General features: G+C 65.7%; 19 protein-coding genes, 1 tRNA gene and 1 riboswitch. Of the genes, 16 read left to right on the top strand and 4 right to left on the bottom strand.

Going from position 1 to position 18510, the window contains the following annotated elements; translation table 11 throughout:
- The 9 genes from AC1DCF_RS15030 to AC1DCF_RS15070 form a co-directional block, all read left to right on the top strand.
- The coding region (locus AC1DCF_RS15030) for an HNH endonuclease signature motif containing protein (protein ID WP_477211744.1) at positions 1-915 on the top strand (915 nt) is incomplete at its 5' end.
- 186 nt (positions 916-1101) lie between these two features.
- Positions 1102-1368, top strand: coding sequence for a hypothetical protein (locus AC1DCF_RS15035; RefSeq protein ID WP_477211745.1), 267 nt, complete (start codon positions 1102-1104; stop codon positions 1366-1368).
- A gap of 51 nt (positions 1369-1419) precedes the next feature.
- Positions 1420-3720, top strand: a complete 2301-nt coding sequence (gene ligA, locus AC1DCF_RS15040) for an NAD-dependent DNA ligase LigA (protein ID WP_477211746.1) — start codon at positions 1420-1422, stop codon at positions 3718-3720.
- A gap of 336 nt (positions 3721-4056) precedes the next feature.
- Positions 4057-5238 carry an alpha/beta hydrolase gene (locus AC1DCF_RS15045; RefSeq protein WP_477211747.1) on the top strand — a complete coding sequence of 394 codons (1182 nt, stop codon included), beginning with the start codon at positions 4057-4059 and terminating at the stop codon, positions 5236-5238.
- A gap of 38 nt (positions 5239-5276) precedes the next feature.
- Positions 5277-5573: an Asp-tRNA(Asn)/Glu-tRNA(Gln) amidotransferase subunit GatC gene (gatC, locus tag AC1DCF_RS15050; protein WP_441789651.1), complete on the top strand. Its 297-nt coding sequence runs from the start codon at positions 5277-5279 to the stop codon at positions 5571-5573.
- A gap of 2 nt (positions 5574-5575) precedes the next feature.
- On the top strand, positions 5576-7135 hold the full coding sequence (gatA, locus tag AC1DCF_RS15055; RefSeq protein ID WP_441789652.1) for an Asp-tRNA(Asn)/Glu-tRNA(Gln) amidotransferase subunit GatA: 1560 nt from the start codon (positions 5576-5578) through the stop codon (positions 7133-7135).
- Positions 7135-8640 (top strand): Asp-tRNA(Asn)/Glu-tRNA(Gln) amidotransferase subunit GatB, encoded by a 1506-nt coding sequence (gatB, locus tag AC1DCF_RS15060; RefSeq protein ID WP_477211748.1) that lies wholly within the window; start codon positions 7135-7137, stop codon positions 8638-8640. The genes gatA and gatB overlap by 1 nt, the downstream gene beginning before the upstream one ends.
- Positions 8641-8642: 2 nt before the next feature.
- On the top strand, positions 8643-8951 hold the full coding sequence (locus AC1DCF_RS15065; RefSeq protein ID WP_477211749.1) for a hypothetical protein: 309 nt from the start codon (positions 8643-8645) through the stop codon (positions 8949-8951).
- 8 nt (positions 8952-8959) lie between these two features.
- Positions 8960-10057 carry a VIT1/CCC1 transporter family protein gene (locus AC1DCF_RS15070; RefSeq protein WP_477211750.1) on the top strand — a complete coding sequence of 366 codons (1098 nt, stop codon included), beginning with the start codon at positions 8960-8962 and terminating at the stop codon, positions 10055-10057.
- On the opposite strand, the gene AC1DCF_RS15075 is transcribed toward AC1DCF_RS15070, so the two are convergent.
- A complete protein-coding gene (locus tag AC1DCF_RS15075; protein ID WP_441789656.1) occupies positions 10058-10636 on the bottom strand; it encodes a TIGR03086 family metal-binding protein in 579 nt (192 codons plus the stop codon).
- A 118-nt stretch (positions 10637-10754) separates the two neighbouring features.
- On the opposite strand from AC1DCF_RS15075, the gene AC1DCF_RS15080 reads away from it, so the two are divergent.
- The 7 genes from AC1DCF_RS15080 (at position 10755) to AC1DCF_RS15110 (ending at position 16607) form a co-directional block, all read left to right on the top strand.
- Positions 10755-11990, top strand: a complete 1236-nt coding sequence (locus AC1DCF_RS15080) for a DNA polymerase IV (RefSeq protein ID WP_477211751.1) — start codon at positions 10755-10757, stop codon at positions 11988-11990.
- Between the two features lie 10 nt (positions 11991-12000).
- Entirely contained in the window at positions 12001-12348 is a 348-nt protein-coding gene (locus tag AC1DCF_RS15085) for a spore germination protein GerW family protein (RefSeq protein ID WP_477211752.1), read from the top strand.
- A 278-nt stretch (positions 12349-12626) separates the two neighbouring features.
- A riboswitch (TPP riboswitch) is annotated at positions 12627-12727 on the top strand.
- Positions 12728-12759: 32 nt separating this feature from the next.
- Positions 12760-13392 carry an ECF transporter S component gene (locus AC1DCF_RS15090; protein WP_477211753.1) on the top strand — a complete coding sequence of 211 codons (633 nt, stop codon included), beginning with the start codon at positions 12760-12762 and terminating at the stop codon, positions 13390-13392.
- Positions 13393-13402: 10 nt separating this feature from the next.
- A complete protein-coding gene (locus tag AC1DCF_RS15095; RefSeq protein ID WP_477211754.1) occupies positions 13403-14902 on the top strand; it encodes an ABC transporter ATP-binding protein in 1500 nt (499 codons plus the stop codon).
- Positions 14899-15690 (top strand): energy-coupling factor transporter transmembrane component T family protein, encoded by a 792-nt coding sequence (locus AC1DCF_RS15100; RefSeq protein WP_477211755.1) that lies wholly within the window; start codon positions 14899-14901, stop codon positions 15688-15690. The genes AC1DCF_RS15095 and AC1DCF_RS15100 overlap by 4 nt, the downstream gene beginning before the upstream one ends.
- Positions 15691-15697: 7 nt before the next feature.
- Entirely contained in the window at positions 15698-16288 is a 591-nt protein-coding gene (locus AC1DCF_RS15105) for a nucleoside/nucleotide kinase family protein (protein WP_477211756.1), read from the top strand.
- A gap of 58 nt (positions 16289-16346) precedes the next feature.
- A complete protein-coding gene (locus AC1DCF_RS15110) occupies positions 16347-16607 on the top strand; it encodes a hypothetical protein (RefSeq protein ID WP_477211757.1) in 261 nt (86 codons plus the stop codon).
- Positions 16608-16674: 67 nt separating this feature from the next.
- On the opposite strand, the gene AC1DCF_RS15115 is transcribed toward AC1DCF_RS15110, so the two are convergent.
- The 3 genes from AC1DCF_RS15115 to AC1DCF_RS15125 form a co-directional block, all read right to left on the bottom strand.
- Positions 16675-17928 carry a D-alanyl-D-alanine carboxypeptidase family protein gene (locus tag AC1DCF_RS15115; RefSeq protein ID WP_477211758.1) on the bottom strand — a complete coding sequence of 418 codons (1254 nt, stop codon included), beginning with the start codon at positions 17926-17928 and terminating at the stop codon, positions 16675-16677.
- Positions 17929-17951: 23 nt separating this feature from the next.
- Entirely contained in the window at positions 17952-18302 is a 351-nt protein-coding gene (locus AC1DCF_RS15120; protein WP_477211759.1) for a metallopeptidase family protein, read from the bottom strand.
- 130 nt (positions 18303-18432) lie between these two features.
- A tRNA-His gene (locus AC1DCF_RS15125) sits at positions 18433-18508 on the bottom strand.
- Positions 18509-18510: the final 2 nt, after the last annotated feature.

The raw sequence follows: 18510 nt of genomic DNA on the forward strand, positions 1-18510 counted from the left end.
CCCGACGGGATGGCCTGGTTGGGGATGGCCTGGTTGAACCTGTTCGGGCCGGCCGCCGACGTGCTGGCCGCGTTCACCCGGGTCGACGAGATCGCCCGGCGCCGGCAGCACCCGACCGACCCGCGCACGCTGGCCCAGCTGCGCGCCGATGTCGCGGTCGAACTGCTGCACGACGGGGAACTGTTCGAACCGGGCGAACTCAATGCCGAACTGCAGGCCCTGCTCGAGGAGGCCCGCGCCGACCGCGCCGGCACCGGGGCCGGCGGGACCGTCGGCAGTGCGGGTGGCCGGAAGCCCGTCCGGGCCACGCGGCGCCGGAGGCCGGGCCGCGGCATCCGCCCCACCGTGATCGTGACCGTGCCCGTGTTCACCCTGCTCGGTCTCAGCGAGGAACCGGCCACCCTTGACGGCTACGGCCCGATCGATGCCGACACCGCGCGGGAACTCTGCGCGCAGGCGCCGTCGTTCCTCCGGTTGATGGTGCACCCCGAGACCGGCGTGCCGCTCTCTCTCGGAACTGAGCACTACCGGGTGCCCACAGATTTGAAAATCTGGTTGCACACCCGCGACGGCACCTGCCGGGGCGTGAACTGCGGCCAACCCGCCGCGACCAGCGAGATCGACCACACCATCGCCCGCGCTTTCGGCGGACCGACAGACGCCATCAATCTCGCCCACCTCTGCACACCCTGCCACCGGCTCAAGCACGCCAGCACCTGGCATCCGGTCCAGCAAGGCGACGGCATCATCGCCTGGACCTCACCCACCGGCCGCGTCTACACCACCCGGCCCGCGCTCGATCTGCCCGGCACCAGCCTGCCTCAAGCCGGGTTGCCCGAAGATCGCCCGTCCAGCGCCAGTGGAAGTGACCTGCCCACAGAAGTAGATCGTGAGCCGGAGCCGCCGCCTTTTTGAATCCTCGCTCCGTGAATCGTGAGGAATTCAACCATTCACGCGCACCCCACGTCAGCGCACCGCACGTCAGCGCGCCACGAGTCCGCGCCGCAATCTCGGTCTGCAGCGACGGGCGCCGGCCGCGGCCGACAACTCGCCGTCATTCTTGCTCCCTTCCGTTCGACCGAGGCTGCGTAGAGTGTCAGCATGACTCAGCGACGCGCACTGTTCGGGTGGAAAGTCACCCGTCTCCTGTTTGCCAGCGGTGTGTTCGCGATCATGCTGGGAGCTCTGCGGCTCGTGCTTGAGCAATCTCCGGCCTACTTCTGGCTGATCCTGGCCGGGATCGCCTTGATGACACTCGCGACGCGAGGCCAATGGGACAGCCGGTCGAGCGGCCGCAATCGGTCCGTTCTGGGATTCCGTGCGCGCCCCGCTGATGACGACCGCCGCAGCGTTCCGCCGAAGAACTGATCCGGTCAATCCGCTCCAAGCGGCAGACGCCCGATTCCGTAAACTGTTCAGGTGGCTGAGACACTGAACACAGACGACATTCACGATGCCGAGTCGACGGGCGCCGAGTTGCACGCAGCCCAGAGCGAAGCGGTGCAGCTGACGACACGAATTCTCGAGCTGCGCGAGGCGTACTACGAGAAGAGTGCCGCCATCGCCTCTGATGAGGAATACGACACTCTCATGCACCGGCTCGAAGAACTCGAGCGACTCTTTCCCGAACTGCAGAGCCAGGACAGCCCGACTCAAACCGTCGGCGGCCGCGCCCAAGCCCTGTTCGACCCGGTCGAGCACGCCGAACGGATGCTGAGCCTGGACAACGTGTTCAGCATCGAAGAATTCGAATCCTGGGCGGCCAAGGTCGAGCGTGACGCCGGTCGTGCGGTGCACTATCTCTGCGAGCTCAAAATCGACGGCCTCGCGATCAACCTGCGCTATGAGAACGGCATCCTGGTCACCGCAGCGACGCGGGGCGACGGCGTCGTCGGTGAAGACGTCACCGAGAACATCGCACTCGTGCCGGGGATTCCGAAGCGATTGAGCGGCAGCGGGCATCCGCCCCTCGTCGAAGTACGCGGCGAGGTTTTCTTTCCCGTCGCATCATTTCGCGAGCTCAACGCCGAGCAGGCGGCGGCCGGTGAACGCGTGTTCGCCAATCCGCGCAACGCCGCAAGCGGGTCGCTGCGCCAGAAGGCTGAGAAGAAGAATCCAGATCAGCTGCGCATCATGCACGCTCGCCTCGGTCGACTGCGGATGCTCGTGCACGGCATCGGTGCCTGGGAGCGTCCGCCGGTCAGCGCGCAGTCCGAGGTCTACGAATTGCTCGCCACCTGGGGTTTGCCGATCAGCACGCACTACCGCGTGACGGAGGCGGCCACTGAAGCCGCAGAGTTCATCGCCTACTTCGGCGAGCACCGGGGGAGCGTCGAGCATGAGATCGACGGCATCGTCATCAAAATCGACGAACTCGCCCTGCACGCCGAACTCGGAGCGACTAACCGTGCGCCCCGCTGGGCCATCGCCTTCAAGTACCCGCCGGAGCAGGTGAACACGAAGCTTCTCGACATCGTCGTTGGCGTCGGCCGCACCGGCCGGGCCACGCCCTACGCGGTGATGGAGCCGGTACACGTGGCAGGCAGCGTCGTTCGGCAGGCCACCCTGCACAATCAGGATGTCGTCAAGGCGAAAGGTGTGCTGCTCGGCGACACGGTGGTACTGCGCAAGGCCGGCGACGTCATCCCCGAGATCCTCGGCCCGGTCGTTGAGCTGCGCGACGGCTCCGAGCGCGAGTTCGTGATGCCCGAGTTCTGCCCGGAATGCGGAACGGCGCTGCGTGCGATGAAAGAGGGCGACGTCGATCTGCGCTGCCCGAATGCAAAGAACTGCCCGGCCCAGGTGCGCGGGCGCGTCGAGCATGCCGGATCCCGGGGCGCACTCGATGTCGAGGCATTGGGCGAGGTCGCCGCTGCGGCGTTGACCCAGCCACTTGAGCCGGCCGAGCCTCCACTGCACACCGAGGCCGGTCTGTTCACCTTGCGCGTCGAAGACCTCTTCCCCGTCACGGTGGTTGTGCGGGATGCCGAGACCGGTTTGCCGAAGCTGGGCGAGAACGGTGAGCCGAAGACGGACACCCCGTTCCGCCGCAAACGCAAGAAGACCGGCAAGGATGCCGACCCGGCATTCGATCCGGATGCCGCCGAGTTCGCCGGAGACGAAGATTCCGTTCCGTCGAAGAACGCACTCGAGCTGCTCGCAAACCTCGAACTGGCCAAGACCAAGCCGCTCTGGCGCATCCTCGTCGCCCTGAGCATCCGCCATGTCGGGCCCGTCGCCGCCCGCGCCCTGGCCGGGCACTTCGGTTCGCTCGACGCGATTCGGGCTGCATCCCGGGAGGAACTGGCTGAAGTCGACGGGGTCGGCGGAATCATCGCCGATGCCGTGCTCGCCTGGTTCGACGTCGACTGGCACCAGGACATCGTTGCCGAATGGGCGAACGCCGGCGTTCAGTTCACCACGCCCGATCATCCGGGCCCCGGAGCTGCAGCGGCAGCCGGCGGTGTGCTGGCGGGTCTCACCGTGGTCGCCACTGGGTCGCTCGAGGGCTTCACCCGCGAAGGAGCCCAGGAAGCGATCATTGCGGCGGGCGGCAAGTCGGCATCGAGCGTGTCGAAGAACACCGACTTCGTCGCGGCCGGCCCCGGCGCAGGGTCCAAGTTGACCAAGGCTGAACAGCTCGGTATTCGCGTGCTCGATGCTGACGGCTTCAGGATTTTGCTGGCCAATGGACCGGCCGGATTGCCCTCGACAGACTAGTCCGTCTGTCCCCTTATATGCCCCCAGGAAGGGGGGCGATGGTGCCGGATTAGGGGTATATTCCCTCACTAGGCTGAGACCACTAGGTGTTGTGCCTGGGCTCGAGCCAATGGCGTGCTCGATGTGTACGAGGGGACGTACTCGAGTTTGCTGGTCAACTTGGCAGCTGTAGTTGCAGTCTCGCTGGCCTTCGGTGGAATGGTCGATGCGGACTCGGTCCCTCGCGTGCTCGAAATTAGGTCATCACCGTCGGTAGCCACCCAAACTCTCGCCCTGCATTCATCGGCGCGCGGTATGTCAGTCGGAGGTTCGCTGGCACTCCCCATCGTCTCTCCGATGCTTCCATCGCGTACCAATGTCGGCAGTGCCGCACTCGGGTCGACCACCGGCGCACGACTCCTGAATGACCTGACGCAACTCGGTGCCAACGGGATCTCCGCCTTCTTGACTGCCTACCCGTCGAAGGTTGACGCACTTCTCGCCTCCCCGCCGGCCGCGGCCGCCGTCAGCGGGTGGTGGCGAGACCTCGGAACCAGCGACCAGAAGGCGTGGATGTCTGCAGCGCCGCGGGTTGTCGGAAACCTGGACGGCATCCCGGTTCGTGATCGCAGCGCCGCCAACCTGCGGTATCTCACGGAGACCGACGCCGACATCCGCGAACAACTGACCAGCGACTTGCCGCCGGGCGAGCAGACCGGATTGACCCGAGAACTGTCAGTACTCGGCCAGGTGAAGCTGGCTGTCGAAGACGGGGCCGGGCACGCGTCCCGCTATCTGATGCAGCTCGATCCGACCGACGGAGGCCGGGCAGCGGTCGTCATCGGCAACCCCGACACAGCGGACTTCGTCACCTACTTGGTGCCGGGGATGAACTATGGCGTGCAGGAGCAGCTGGTCAACTGGTCAGACACGGCCGAAGCGCTCTACGCCGAGCAGAAACGGGTGCTGCGCGAACGTGCCGATCCGACGACGCCGGCCCAGAGTGTCGCCACCATCGCCTGGATCGGCTACGAGACTCCCGATCTCTTCACCGTCGGCGGTTTGGACCGCGCTGAGATCGGGGCCGACCAGCTGGAACATGCGATCAACGGTCTGCGCGACGTCCGCGGAGACAACCAGCCGTTCCTCAGCATCATCGGACACTCCTACGGTTCCGTCGTCTCGCTCGTCGCCCTGGCGCGCGGCTCACTCAGCGTCGATACCTTCACGATTGTGGGCTCGCCCGGCAGCGCGTCGCAATCGGCCGCCGACCTGAATGTGGCTGGGGGCGAAGTATTCGTGGGGGAGGCCGACTGGGATCCGGCGGTCAACAGCGGGTTCTTCGGCAGCGACCCCGGGGCTTCGTCCTACGGCGCCCACCGTCTGGGCGTGACGGGAAACCGAGATGCCGTGACCGGTAAATGGTTGAATGCCTCGTTCGGTCACAACGACTACTTCACGCCCGGAAGCGAGTCTCTGCACAACATGGCGCTCATCGGCACCGGCAATGCGAAACAGGTCACCGGCAGCTCCGAATAGAATTGACGGATTCACTCGACGAACCCGTACGGAGACACATGTCTGAAATCACGGCCGAGCAGGTGGCCCATCTGGCCAACCTCGCCCGGATCGACCTCAGTCCAGAAGAGATCGCGAATCTCACCGCTGACCTTGGCCAGATCGTCGACTCCGTCGCCAAGGTGACCGCCGTCGCCACGCCCGACGTTCCTGCGACCAGCCACCCGATGCCGCTGACCAACGTCTTCCGCGAAGATGTCGTCGTTCCGTCGTTGACCGTCGAGCAGGCGCTCTCCGGTGCTCCGGCGCGCGACGGCGACAAGTTCCGCGTGCCCGCAATCCTGGACGAGGAGTAACCATGACCGACCTGATCACCCTCTCCGCCGCAAACCTCAGCGATCTGCTCGCCGACCGTTCGGTCAGCGCCGTCGAGGTCACTCGCGCGCACCTCGACCAGATCGCCGCAGTCGACACCGATCTTCACGCGTTCCTGCATGTTTCCGCGGATGCCGCCCTCGCCTCGGCAGCGGATGTTGACGCCCGTCGCGCCGCCGGAGTCGCCCTCGGACACCTCGCCGGCGTTCCGATCGCCATCAAAGACGTGCTCGCGACTCGCGACATGCCGACGACCTCCGGATCGAAGATCCTCGAGGGCTGGATTCCGCCCTACGACGCGACTGTGGTCGCGCGTCTGCGCAAGGCCGACCTGATTCCGCTCGGCAAGACGAACATGGACGAGTTCGCGATGGGCTCGTCGACGGAGCACTCGGCATACGGCGTGACCCGCAACCCGTGGGGTCGTGACCGCATTCCCGGTGGTTCCGGCGGTGGCTCGGCCGCCGCAGTTGCCGCCTTCGAGGCGCCGCTCGCCCTCGGAAGCGACACCGGCGGATCGATTCGTCAGCCCGCGGCTGTCACCGGCTCCGTCGGCGTCAAGCCGACCTACGGCGGAGTCTCCCGCTATGGCGCGATCGCGCTGGCCTCCTCGCTCGACCAGGTCGGCCCGGTCTCCCGCACGGTGCTCGACTCTGCACTGCTTCACGATGTGATCGGTGGGCACGACCCGCTCGACTCCACCTCACTCACCGACTCCTGGCCGTCGATGACCGCTGCGGCTCGCGCCGGCCTCGTCGACGGTGCCCTCAAGGGCGTCAAGATCGGCGTGGTGAAAGAGCTGAACGGTGAGGGTTTCCAGGCCGGTGTGAAGCAGCGCTTCACCGAAACCCTGGCGTTGCTCGCCGCCGCCGGCGCCGAGATCATTGAGGTCAGTGCGCCGAACTTCGAATACGCCGTCGCAGCGTACTACCTGATCCTCCCGGCCGAGGCTTCGAGCAACCTGGCCCGTTTCGACTCCGTGCGTTTCGGCATCCGTGTCGACCCGGGCGAGGGACCGATGACGAGCGAGCGCGTGATGGCCGCCACCCGCGAGGCCGGCTTCGGCCCCGAGGTCAAGCGCCGCATCATCCTCGGCACCTACGCCCTGTCGGCCGGCTACTACGACGCCTACTACGGCAGTGCGCAGAAGGTGCGCACGCTGATTCAGCGTGACTTCGCCGCAGCGTTCAGCCAGGTGGACGTACTCGTCTCCCCGAGCGCCCCGACCACCGCGTTCAAGTTCGGTGAGAAGCGCGAAGACCCGATGGCCATGTACCTCAACGACGTGACCACCATCCCGGCCAACCTCGCCGGCATCCCCGGCATGAGCCTCCCGATCGGGCTCGCGCCCGAAGACGGTCTGCCGGTCGGCCTGCAGATCATGGCTCCGGCCCGCGAAGACGCCCGTCTCTACACGATCGGCGCGGCAATCGAACGGCTGCAGGAGTCGACCTGGGGCCACACCCTGCTCAGCCAGGCACCGGCGTTGTCCGGTACCACCCTGACCCACCCGGCATTTGCAACTGAAGGGGGAGCCCTCTGATGCGGAAGGCTGAACTGATGGACTTCGACAAGGCACTCGAGCTGTACGAGCCGGTGCTCGGCTTCGAGGTGCACGTCGAACTCAACACCAAGACCAAGATGTTCTGCGGCTGTGCCAACGAATTCGGCCAGGGTGCCAACACGAACACCTGCCCGACCTGCCTGGGCCTGCCCGGCGGCTTGCCGCAGGTGAACCAGAAGGCGATCGAGTCGAGCATTCGGTTGGGCCTCGCCCTGGGTTGCGAGATCGCGGAGACCTCGCGGTTCGCCCGCAAGAACTACTTCTACCCCGACACGGCGAAGAACTTCCAGACGTCACAGTACGACGAACCGATCGCCTTCGACGGTTCACTCACGATCGAGCTCGAAAGCGGTCGTCAGATCACGGTCGAGATCGAGCGTGCCCACATGGAAGACGACGCCGGAAAGCTCACCCACAAGGGCGGCTCAACCGGTCGCATCCAGGGCGCCGACTACTCGCTCGTCGACTACAACCGTGGCGGCGTGCCCCTCGTCGAGATCGTCACCCGCATGATCGAGGGCGGCGAAGCGGACTCACCCGAGATCGCCAAGACGTACGTCGCAGCCGTGCGCGAGATCGTCAAGGCGCTTGGCGTCTCGAACGCTCGCATGGAGGAGGGCAACGTGCGCTGTGACGCCAACGTTTCCCTGCGTCCGCGCGGCTCTGACAAGCTCGGCACGCGCACCGAGACGAAGAACGTCAACTCGCTGCGTTCGGTCGAGCGCGCGGTGCGCTACGAGATCCAGCGCCAGGCCGCTGTGCTCTTCGCCGGTGGGACCATCACGCAGGAGACACGCCACTGGCACGAGGACACCGGCATCACGAGCGCGGGCCGCCCCAAGTCTGACGCCGATGACTACCGCTACTTCCCTGAGCCCGACCTGCTCCCGATGGCGCCGTCCCGTGAATGGGTCGAAGAGCTGCGCGCCACTCTGCCCGAGCCGCCGGCTGCTCGCCGCAAGCGGCTGCAGGCGGACTGGGGATTTGCGAACCTGGAGTTCCAGGATGTTGTGAACTCGGAGCTGCTGGACGCCGTCGAGGCCACCGTCGCAGCCGGCGCCGGAGCACAGTCGGCCCGCAAGTGGTGGACGGGTGAAATCGCCCGCCTGGCTAACGCCGCCGGTGTCGCCTCCGACACGCTTGTCGATCCCTCGCAGGTTGCCGCGCTGATCGCACTCGTCGACGCAGGTACGTTGACCGATCGTCTGGCCCGCCAGGTGCTGGAAGGCGTCATCGCCGGTGAGGGAACCCCGGCCGAGGTCGTGGCCTCCCGTGGACTGGCCGTTGTCAGTGATGACGGCCCGCTGATCATTGCCATCGACGAGGCTCTCGCCTCGCAGCCTGATGTGATGGAGAAGATCCGCGATGGCAAGGTGCAGGCCGCCGGTGCCGTGATCGGCGCCGTGATGAAGGCGATGCGCGGCCAGGCCGACGCCGCCCGCGTGCGCGAGCTTGTTCTTGAGCGGGCCGGGAGCGCCGAGTAGCAATGTGGAGACGAAACGGCTCGACTGATTCGAGCGCGGCAACGCCCGCCGGCACCGGTTTCGGTGTCGGCGTGCAGGTTGTGGTGCACCTCGACCGCACCCGCTTTCCCGACTCGGAGATCAGCGACCCGATCGGCGTGATTGTGGCGCCCGGCGAAATGGCCGGAACGGCCTTCTTCGCTGCGGTGAGCACGCGGGAGCCGATCTGGGAGGTTCAATTCCACGAGCCGTTCTTCGCCCTGGACGGATCCGGGCCGCACGAATCGGTCAAGGTGCCGGAAAGCTTGCTGTCGATCGCGCCCGAGGCGTGACTGACGTGATGGCCGACCGTATTCCGAGTTCTGCTGAGATTCGCCGGTGGCGTCGCTATCTGGCCGATGAGCAGGCCGAGGCGGCGGTCTATCGCGACCTCGCCGGTCGGCGCACCGGCGAGGAGCGCGACATCCTGTTGGCTCTTGCCGAGGCAGAGGGCCGTCACGAGCAACACTGGCGAACCCTGCTCGGCGACAACGTCGGTGCGCCACGCAAGGGTGCTGTGCGCACCCGGTTTCTCGGCTTTCTGGCCCGTCGATTCGGGTCGGTCTTCGTCTTGGCTCTCGCGCAGCGCGCCGAGTCACGGTCGCCCTATGAAGCGGATGTCGACGCGACGGACGCCATGGCCGCCGATGAACGCATCCACGAAGAGGTTGTCAGAGGCTTAGCCGCCCGTGGGCGCAAACGTCTCTCCGGCACGTTCCGTGCTGCGGTGTTCGGCGTCAACGACGGACTGGTCAGCAACCTGGCCCTCGTGCTCGGCATCGGTGCGACCGGGGTTCCCGCCTCGACCGTGCTGTTCACGGGAATCGCCGGCCTGCTGGCCGGCGCACTCTCGATGGGTGCGGGGGAGTACGTCTCCGTGCGGTCTCAGCGCGAGCTGCTCGAGGCATCGTCACCGAACCCGGACACGCAGAGTGCGCTTCCGCATCTCGACTTGGCGGCGAATGAGTTGACCCTCGTCTACCGCGCGCGGGGCATGTCTCCTGAGGAGGCGGCTCAGCATGCGGAGGAAGTGTTGCGAAGCGTTGCGATGGCGACCGGTTCAATCGGTGTGACCGCTGGCGGGGCGCCTGCCACGGAGGTCGTCGACGAACACGAAGCGATCGGAACCGGGATGAGCGCCGCTCTGTCCAGTTTCTGCTTCTTCGCCTCCGGTGCATTGCTCCCGGTTCTGCCATACCTGTTCGGTATGCAGGGAATCGCAGCGATCATCGTGGCTGCAACTCTCGTCGGTATCGCCCTGCTCGGTACCGGTGCCGTCGTGGGACTGCTTTCGGGAGCACCGCCATTCAAGCGTGCGCTGCGCCAGCTGGCCATCGGTTTCGGTGCGGCTGGTGTGACCTACGTTCTCGGTTTGCTGTTCGGCGCTGAACTCGGCTAGTCACCCGGCCTGCTCGGACCACACCCGGTCGTCACGCCCGGTCAGGGCCAGCAGCCGAGACTGGAGCGGTGCGTCGTCGGGCAGCGGAACCGGCGGCGCATACAAGCCACTGGCCAGCAACGTGTCCTTTTGCGGTTCGAACACCGTCCACACTGCGGCGACGAGCTGCTCGTCAAGGGTTTCGTCGGCTGCGGTGGCTCGGGCCAGATCCCAGCTGTGGATGGTGACTTCTGACACCTGCTCACGCAGGTAGTCCTCGGCCGTCACCGTGTCATACGCGAGCTGAACCGAGGCATCCGGCGGCGTCGACTGCCACGCTTGGGTCGCAAGGGCGGAGTGTTTGTGCCATTCGGCGGCAAGATCTGCTCCGAGCGGAGCGAGTTCCCGACGTGCCTCACGCTGGTTCAGCCCGCGCAGCAGTGGTGGAATCCACTGTTGCTCGATGATGACGTGCCGCACCAGGTCGCGAACGCTCCACTCCGTGTCGGGAGTCGGCGCGCTCCAATCCGTGATCGCAGCAACGCGATCGGAGAACTCTCGATGTGCTTGCGTTTGTAGTGTCAACCAGTCACTCGACATGGGTGTTTCCTCCGCGCTCTTCTGCCACTCTCGATTAATCTTGCCTGCTCCAACGGTCATCGCGCGCTGGGCATTCCCCCTTTCGCGACTCTCCAGGAGTTCGGGTTAGGGTCGCAGTATGAGCAAACAAGATGGGCGAGGCAGACAGGTCTCTGCGCACTCCGTCGATGACAGCTCCGCCACAATGTTGCACATCGACCTGGATGCCTTCTTCGCGTCGGTCGAACTGCTCGATCATCCTGAATTGGTCAACAAACCCGTCGTCGTCGGACACCGCTCCGGACGCTCCGTGGTGACCGCCGCCAACTACGTTGCCCGCCGATACGGTGTGAACTCGGCCATGCCGATGTCGGTTGCCCTGCGCCGCTGTCCCGACGCCGTCGTTCTCGAACCGCATTTCGAGCGCTACAAAGCGCTCTCGCAGCAGGTGATGCAGATCTTCGGCGATGTGACCCCGCTCGTGGAAGTCCTCGGCATCGACGAAGCATTTCTCGACGTCGCCGGCGCCCGACGGTTGCACGGCAGCCCGGCCGAGATCGGTGCGCTGATTCGACGGCGTGTGCAGGCCGAAACCGGGTTGACCTGTTCGGTCGGGGCCGCATCCACCAAGTTCATTGCCAAACTCGCCTCCGGCCGGGCCAAGCCCGACGGCCTGCTGGTGATCCCCGCCGAAGAAACCCTTGATTTCTTGCATCCGCTGCCGGTGTCGGCGATGTGGGGAGTCGGCGCCAGCACCGAAGAGAGCCTGACCCGGCTTGGGTTGCGCACCATCGGTGACATCGCCAACACCCCGCTGTCAGTCTTGCAATCCTCGCTGGGGGTCGCGTCCGGACAGAAGCTGTTCGAATTGTCCTGGGCGCGCGACCCCCGCCAGATCTCGCTCGAACGCGAAGAGAAGAGCATCGGCCACGAGGTCACGTTCGAACACGACGTGACGGATGTCGACCGGTTGCGCAGCGAGATTCTGCGCCTGTCCGACGAGGTGGCGGCCCGGCTCCGCCGCGCGGGCTTGGTGGGTCGCACGGTCGTGTTGAAGCTTCGGTACACCGACTTCAGCACGGTGTCCCGGTCCCGCACGCTGGCGGAATCAACGAATGTCGGGCGGCGGATCTACGAGCAGGCGGTGGCGAGCTTCGACACCCTTGCGCGTTCCGGCATCCGTGTTCGCCTGATCGGTGTGCGCATCGAACAACTCAGTGACGGAGACGGCACCGGGATGGGCCTGTGGGACCCCGACGAAGACTGGCGAGAGGCCGAGCTGGCCGTCGACTCGTTGACTGCCCGGTTCGGCCGGGGCACTGTGCGACCTGCCTCACAGGTGAAATCTTCACGCCAGCCTGGGCCGAGGGAGTAGCCTGAACCGCATGACTAACCTCGTTGTGAAGCTTGCAGAGAACATCGGCACCATGGGTGTGAAGTCCGCCTACGGCGAGCCGGTCACCATCGACGGTGTCACGATTCTTCCGGTGGCCTTCGTGCAGTTCGGTTTCGGTGCCGGTATCGAGGGTGACGGCGACGCCGATGCTGAGGCCGAATCGGCCGGCAGCGGCGGAGGAGGCGGCGGCCTGTCGGTGCCTGTGGGTGCCTATGTCACCGAGAACGGTCGCGCGCGTTTCGAACCCAACCTGATCGCCCTGTTGGCCGTCGGCATCCCGTTTCTCTGGGTCGCCGGACACACGGTTTCCCGGGTGATCCGCGCCTTCAAGCGCTAGGAGTTCTTTCCCGGTCGACGCAGTCGAAGCAGTCGACGATTCTGCCACCGTTGACGCACCCAAAGCGGAATGTGCCACGTTCCGTGAACCGGGAGTCCCTGGTGCTGGCGACGCCGGCGACGAATGAACGACCGCATCAGCACCAGCATCAGCACGGCCAAAACCGGTAGTACGAGCAAGCTCATGCGGCACGCTCCATCGGAGCGGTGTCGTTGCGCGCGCCCATTCCGACTGACCTCATCTCAGCAATTCTAGGCGGCGGTATAGTGGGGAGTGAACACGGGAGTCCGGTGAGCCGGGCTGAGAGGAAGCTTCTCAAGCTTCGACCGTCGAACCTGATCTGGATCATGCCAGCGCAGGAAGGCTTCTCTAACCCGTGCCCTGTATTAATCTACGGAAAGGGCACGTACAGTGCACGCATCAACAACTCTTCACACCCCGTCGACGAATCGTAAGCCGCGCTCGTTGCGCTGGCGTGTCGTCGACATCGTCGTCGCCAGTGTCATCGGTGTGGCCAGCGGCCTCATCTTCGTCGTCTGGAATCAGGCATCCAACCCGCTCAGCGCAGTGCTCAGCCCGGCGCTACCCGGCCTGCAAGCCCTCCTCGGAGGCGGTTGGCTCTTCGCCGCAGTGCTCGGTGGACTCATCATTCGCAAGCCCGGCGCCGCGCTCTTCACCGAGCTGCTCGCCGCCGTCGTCTCCACCTTGGTCGGTGGAAACGAATGGGGTGTCCTGACCCTGGTCTCCGGCGTCGTGCAGGGCCTCGGTGCCGAACTCGTCTTCGCGTTGTTCCTCTACGCCAACTACCGCTTGTATGTCGCGATTCTGGCCGGTGCCGGTGCGGGCCTCGCCCTCGCCATCAACGACCTGCTGCTCTGGTACCCCGGGGCGAGCAGCGAGTTCAGTGTTGTCTACGTGATTTCTGCTGTTCTTTCCGGCGCGATTTTTGCCGGTTTGCTCTCCTGGCTGGCCATGCGTGGATTGGCCCGAACCGGGGCACTCAACCGGTTTGCCGCCGGGCGGCAGATAACGCGCGAGGTTTAGCGCGCAGCTCATGACATCACCATCGTCACAATCCTCGGTCGCGGGCGCGTCAGTCGACGCCCGCGGCTGGGGTTGGCGTCACGCCGGGCGCCGCGCCTTCGCCGTCTCGGGACTCGATCTGCGGATCGAGCCGGGCGAACGCGTCTTGCTGCTCGGCCCATCGGGTGCCGGCAAGTCAACGCTTCTGCACGCCCTCGCCGGCGTGCTCGGCGGCGACGAGGAAGGCGAACAGACGGGCGAGCTGCGTATCAATGGCAGCCAGCCCGACGCCGCGCGAGGTCAGGTCGGGCTGGTGCTTCAAGATCCTGACTCCCAGGTCATTTTGGCCCGGGTTGGCGACGACGTCGCGTTCGGCTGCGAGAACCTCGGCGTGCCCCGTGACGAGATTTGGCGCCGGGTGGCCGACGCCCTGCACATGGTCGGCCTCGATCTTCCGCTGAATCACCCGACGTCGCGCCTCTCCGGTGGGCAGAAGCAACGCCTGGCCCTGGCCGGTGTGCTGGCCATGCGGCCGAGCCTGGTGCTTCTGGACGAGCCGACGGCGAACCTCGATCCCGACGGTGTGCGCGAGGTGCGCGATTCCGTGGCCCGGGTGCTCGAGTCGACGGCGGCCACATTCGTCGTCATCGAACATCGAGTCGACGTCTGGCGGCATCTGGTCAACCGCGTGATCGTGCTGGATGCCGGCGGGGGAGTCGCTGCCGACGGTCACCCCGATGAGGTGCTCGCGACACAGGCCGAACGACTGGCTGCGGCCGGCGTGTGGGTTCCCGGCATGAAGCATGCCCTGCCGGTGCGGCAACGGAAGCCGAGCAGCAGCACGCTCGCGCCGCTGCTGACGGCTCAGAATCTCGCGGTCTCCCGCGTGAAGGGTGTCGAGGTGGCCAGCGCCATCGACCTCGAGGTGCAGCCGGGTGCGGCGCTGGCCTTGACCGGGCCGAATGGTGCCGGCAAATCAACGCTCGCGTTGACCCTGGCCGGGCTGCTGAAGCCGAGCTGCGGTTCCGTCGTGGCGAGTCCGGACCTCGCCCACGGGGCATCCGCGTCGCCGATCGAATGGAAGTCACGTCAACTGTTGACCCGGATCGGAACGGTGTTCCAAGACCCGGAACACCAGTTCGTGGCGGGGACAGTGCGCGCCGAGCTCTCGGTCGGACCGAAGGCGCTTGGCATTGCCGACGCCGAGATCGCGATACGGGTCGACCGTCTGCTCGGTCGACTGCGGCTCGATCACCTGGCCGAAGCGAACCCGTTCACGCTGTCCGGAGGCGAGAAGCGTCGCCTCTCGGTGGCGACGGTTCTGGCCAGCGCGCCCCGCGTTCTCGTGCTCGACGAGCCGACGTTCGGGCAGGACTTTCGTACCTGGCAGGAGATCGTCGTCTTACTCACCGAGTTGCTGGATGAGGGCACAGCGCTGGTCGCCGTATCCCACGACCCCGAATTCGTCGCTGCGCTTGCCGACGAACAGTTTCGTCTGGGCGCCCCGGTACCGGCGGAGGCCGACCGATGACCGCCATCGCGCCAACGGTCGAGTCACCGACGCTCCGGGCAATCGACCGAGTGAACCCGGTGGCCAAGCTCGCTGCCGCCCTGGTGCTCGCCGCAGTTCTCGTGCTCACCATCGACTGGGTGTCGGCGGCTGTCGCCCTCGTATGCGAGCTCGTGCTCTTTCTCTGGGTGGGTCTCTCAGCCCGAACGTTCTTTTCCCGTACCGCGCTCGTCTGGATCGCTGCTCCCGCCACCGGACTCACCACGCTGCTTTACGGCAAGGCCGCGGGAGCCGAGTACTGGTCGTTCGGTTTGATTCACATCACTGACGGCTCCATCGGTCTGGCGATCGCGACGACATTGCGGGTGCTGGCCATCGGTCTTCCCGCCGTGGTCTTGTTCATCACCGTCGACCCGACTGACCTCGCCGACGGCCTCGCGCAGGTCGTCAAACTTCCCGCCCGGTTCGTGCTGGGTGGTTTGGCCGGATTGCGTCTGGTCGGTCTCTTCATCGACGATTGGCGCGCTCTGGAGCTGGCGCGCCGAGCGCGAGGAATAGCCGACGGGCATCTGCTGCGCCGTCTCGCCGGTCAGGCGTTTGCTTTGCTGGTGCTGTCAATTCGTCGGGGCAGCAAACTCGCCACCGCCATGGAGGCACGCGGCTTCGGAGCCCCGAGCGTGCGCACCTGGGCCCGGCCCTCGCCATTCGGCTGGCGAGAATGGGCTCTGATCGCGCTCGGGTTCGGCATCGCGATGCTGGCAGCCGGGGTGTCGATTGCAACGGGAAGTTGGAACTTTGTCCTCGCCTGATTCACTGTTGCAGTCAGGGTCCGATGCGACAGGGTCCGATGCGCGGCTGGCGGAAACCACCTTCGCGGCCGAGGTGCTCACCTCCGCGGCGACCGCCCCGCCGACGGCGGTGGTGCTCATCGACGGGCCGAGCGGCGCCGGAAAGTCCACCCTTGCCGATCAGGTCCTGGCGGGGTGGCCCGGAGAACGCCGACCGACACTCGTGCGTCTCGACGACATCTATCCCGGCTGGGGTGGGCTGGATGCCGGAATCGAACACCTCGAGCGGCATGTGCTCGCGCCGCGGCGCGCGGGGCGCCCGGCCGCATGGCAACGCTTCGACTGGACCGTCGAGGCGCCGTTGGAATGGCACACCGTCGACCCTCACCTGCCGCTCATCGTTGAGGGGTGCGGAGCGTTGGCCAGAGCCCACACCGCGCTGTCCGACATCAGAGTGTGGCTCGACGCCGAAGACCAGAGCCGCAAACGTCGTGCCATCGCGCGCGATGGCGAGCGATTTCTTGCCCATTGGGACGAATGGCAGCAGGAATGGGAAACCTACTACGCACGAGAAGACCCTGCCCGCCAGGCGACGGTTCAGTTCTTCGCACCCAGCTGAGCAAAGAGAATTCGGCGTGACAGGCCCGTCTGACCCCACACAGGACTAAGTTGGTGCCATGACAGCACCAGATTCAGACAGCGTGGTCTACATCGCCGAGTTCCTCGACGGCCCCCTGGAGGGGCAGACCGATTCGCGCGTCCTCGTGCGGGGGGTCGCCGAGCCGCGCATCAGCATGGTGGCAGCGGTTGACGGGATGGAATCGCTCTTCTGGTACGACAAGGGCGACCAGAGGGATGTTCAGGGCCGACTGCACGTGCGCTACAGCTTCGATCCCGGCGACAGCGACCCGGTCGAATCGAATCACGAGCAGGACTAGGGCGTCGGTTCCGTAGCTCGGCTCACTGCGATTGAACTCATTGTGATTGAAGTCACTGCGATTGACGTCACTGCGATTGAATGAACGCGGTGATCACCGGAATCGGGTTGAGCAGACGCCAACCGGGTCCGGGATCGCGAAGGGTGCCGTCAAGAACCAGCGGCGCAGAGACGTCAGGACTACCGGCGCTCTGCGCCAGTTCGACGGTGCCGACCCGTTGGCCGGCGCGTGCCGTTGTCACGCGGTCGACTGTCGCCACTGCTTCGCCGCTCGCCGACTGCTGCCAGCCGAGTCGCGTCTTCGTTGTGCCGACCACGCCTGAAGCGGTCTCACCCCACGGCGTGTCGAATCGGGCGTAGACGTCGCCGGCACTCACCACCGGCTGCAGGGCGATACCGGTTCGAGCGCTCGTCATCAGGGCCGTGAGGTCGGCCGTGAGCGTGTCGTAGTCAGGCTCGCCGAGAAATGCTCCCGACAGGGTGAACTCGGTGTCGTCGCTGCCGACCGTTGCCGTGAAAAGCAGACAGACGCCGGCAGCATCCGTGTAGCTACGTGACAGGGTGTGCACGCCGTCGACCAGCACGGTTGCGGTCGTGTTGTCGATGCCGCTTCGGTCGGCGAGTGTCGATTCAGGATTCTGGAGAATCTCGGCGATTGTCGGGTCGGCAGCTGCGAGGCCGGCAAGCCGGGCGAGATCGGCGGCCGTGCCGGCGCTGGCTTCGTCGAGTCCGGTGGCGTCGACGACGACGGTGTCATCGAGTCCGTGGGCAGTGAGCCAGTCGGATGCGGCGGCGTGATACTTCTCGAGGGAGCCGAAGGCCCAGCGTGCGAGCGTATCGGCGTGATTGTTGCTGGAGGCCAACAGCACAGCCTGCAGAATCTCCCGCTCGGTCCAGACCTCGCCGGGATAGACCGAGACGGTGCGCGCGCCGGCGGCGGCATAGTCAAGATAGCCCTGGAAGTCAGCATCGGTTGCCGCGAACGAGTCACCGGGTTCTCCCGGTGCGAGCGGATGCGCGTCGAGCGTGACGAGTGCGGTGATCAATTTCGCGGCCGAGGCCATGGGGAGCGACGTCGCGGAGCCCGCGGTTGCGATCGGATCACCGGACGCCGCCGGCGACACTGCCACGATCGCGCTGGCGCCTGCGGCGGGGAGTGCCGGGGGAGAGACGTCAACCGGCGCCTGGGGAGGCGTGACGAGCGTGACAGACGCTGCCGGGAGCGGGCCGAGAAGTGTTGCCGGGCCATAGACGCCGGCGCCCAGAATGACCACGGTTCCGCCCAGAACTCCGAGGAAGCGTCCCACGCGAAAAGTGCCCATGACTCACGCTAACCGAGGAGAGGTCAACCCCAGCCGAGGTCGTGCAGCCTGTCGTCGTCGATCCCGTAGAAGTGAGCAATTTCGTGCACGAGAGTGATGTGAATCTGGTCACGCAGCTCGTCCAACGACTCGCAGAAGGCCAGGAGCGACTCGCGATAGAGAATGATTCGATCGGGCATCTCACCGAAGCCGTATTGACCACGTTCGGTGAGCGCAACGCCGTCGTACAGGCCGAGCACGTCGAGTGTTCCGTCTTCCGGGCGATCCTCGACCACGAAAACCACATTGTCGAGACCGTCGACCATGTCGTCGGGAAGAAGATCGAGTTCGTCGACGACGAGGCGTTCGAATTCGTCAGGCTCAAGCTGCAGCATCCGTTTAGCTTCTCACGATCGGTGCGACGCGCGAACCTGCTTGCATCGTGCTTGCGAAAAACAAAAATCGCTCCTGATTCTCATCAGAAGCGTTCTTTTTTGGAACTTCATTGTTTTTTTGGAACTTCATTGGGGTGAGTAACGGGGATTGAACCCGCGACCTCCTGGACCACAACCAGGCGCTCTGCCAACTGAGCTATACCCACCA

The sequence above is a fragment of the Leifsonia sp. 10L418 genome (assembly GCF_056395445.1).

Bases quoted from the DNA above. Each gene is read 5' to 3' on its own strand.
- AC1DCF_RS15080 (WP_477211751.1), top strand. From the start codon at position 10,755: ATGAGCAAACAAGATGGGCGAGGCAGACAGGTCTCTGCGCACTCCGTC.
- AC1DCF_RS15110 (WP_477211757.1), top strand. From the start codon at position 16,347: ATGACAGCACCAGATTCAGACAGCGTGGTCTACATCGCCGAGTTCCTC.
- AC1DCF_RS15065 (WP_477211749.1), top strand. From the start codon at position 8,643: ATGTGGAGACGAAACGGCTCGACTGATTCGAGCGCGGCAACGCCCGCC.
- AC1DCF_RS15075 (WP_441789656.1), bottom strand. From the start codon at position 10,636: ATGTCGAGTGACTGGTTGACACTACAAACGCAAGCACATCGAGAGTTC.
- AC1DCF_RS15095 (WP_477211754.1), top strand. From the start codon at position 13,403: ATGACATCACCATCGTCACAATCCTCGGTCGCGGGCGCGTCAGTCGAC.
- AC1DCF_RS15045 (WP_477211747.1), top strand. From the start codon at position 4,057: ATGCTTCCATCGCGTACCAATGTCGGCAGTGCCGCACTCGGGTCGACC.
- gatA (WP_441789652.1), top strand. From the start codon at position 5,576: ATGACCGACCTGATCACCCTCTCCGCCGCAAACCTCAGCGATCTGCTC.
- gatC (WP_441789651.1), top strand. From the start codon at position 5,277: ATGTCTGAAATCACGGCCGAGCAGGTGGCCCATCTGGCCAACCTCGCC.
- AC1DCF_RS15100 (WP_477211755.1), top strand. From the start codon at position 14,899: ATGACCGCCATCGCGCCAACGGTCGAGTCACCGACGCTCCGGGCAATC.
- gatB (WP_477211748.1), top strand. From the start codon at position 7,135: ATGCGGAAGGCTGAACTGATGGACTTCGACAAGGCACTCGAGCTGTAC.
- AC1DCF_RS15085 (WP_477211752.1), top strand. From the start codon at position 12,001: ATGACTAACCTCGTTGTGAAGCTTGCAGAGAACATCGGCACCATGGGT.
- AC1DCF_RS15035 (WP_477211745.1), top strand. From the start codon at position 1,102: ATGACTCAGCGACGCGCACTGTTCGGGTGGAAAGTCACCCGTCTCCTG.
- AC1DCF_RS15120 (WP_477211759.1), bottom strand. From the start codon at position 18,302: ATGCTGCAGCTTGAGCCTGACGAATTCGAACGCCTCGTCGTCGACGAA.
- AC1DCF_RS15115 (WP_477211758.1), bottom strand. From the start codon at position 17,928: ATGGGCACTTTTCGCGTGGGACGCTTCCTCGGAGTTCTGGGCGGAACC.
- AC1DCF_RS15070 (WP_477211750.1), top strand. From the start codon at position 8,960: ATGGCCGACCGTATTCCGAGTTCTGCTGAGATTCGCCGGTGGCGTCGC.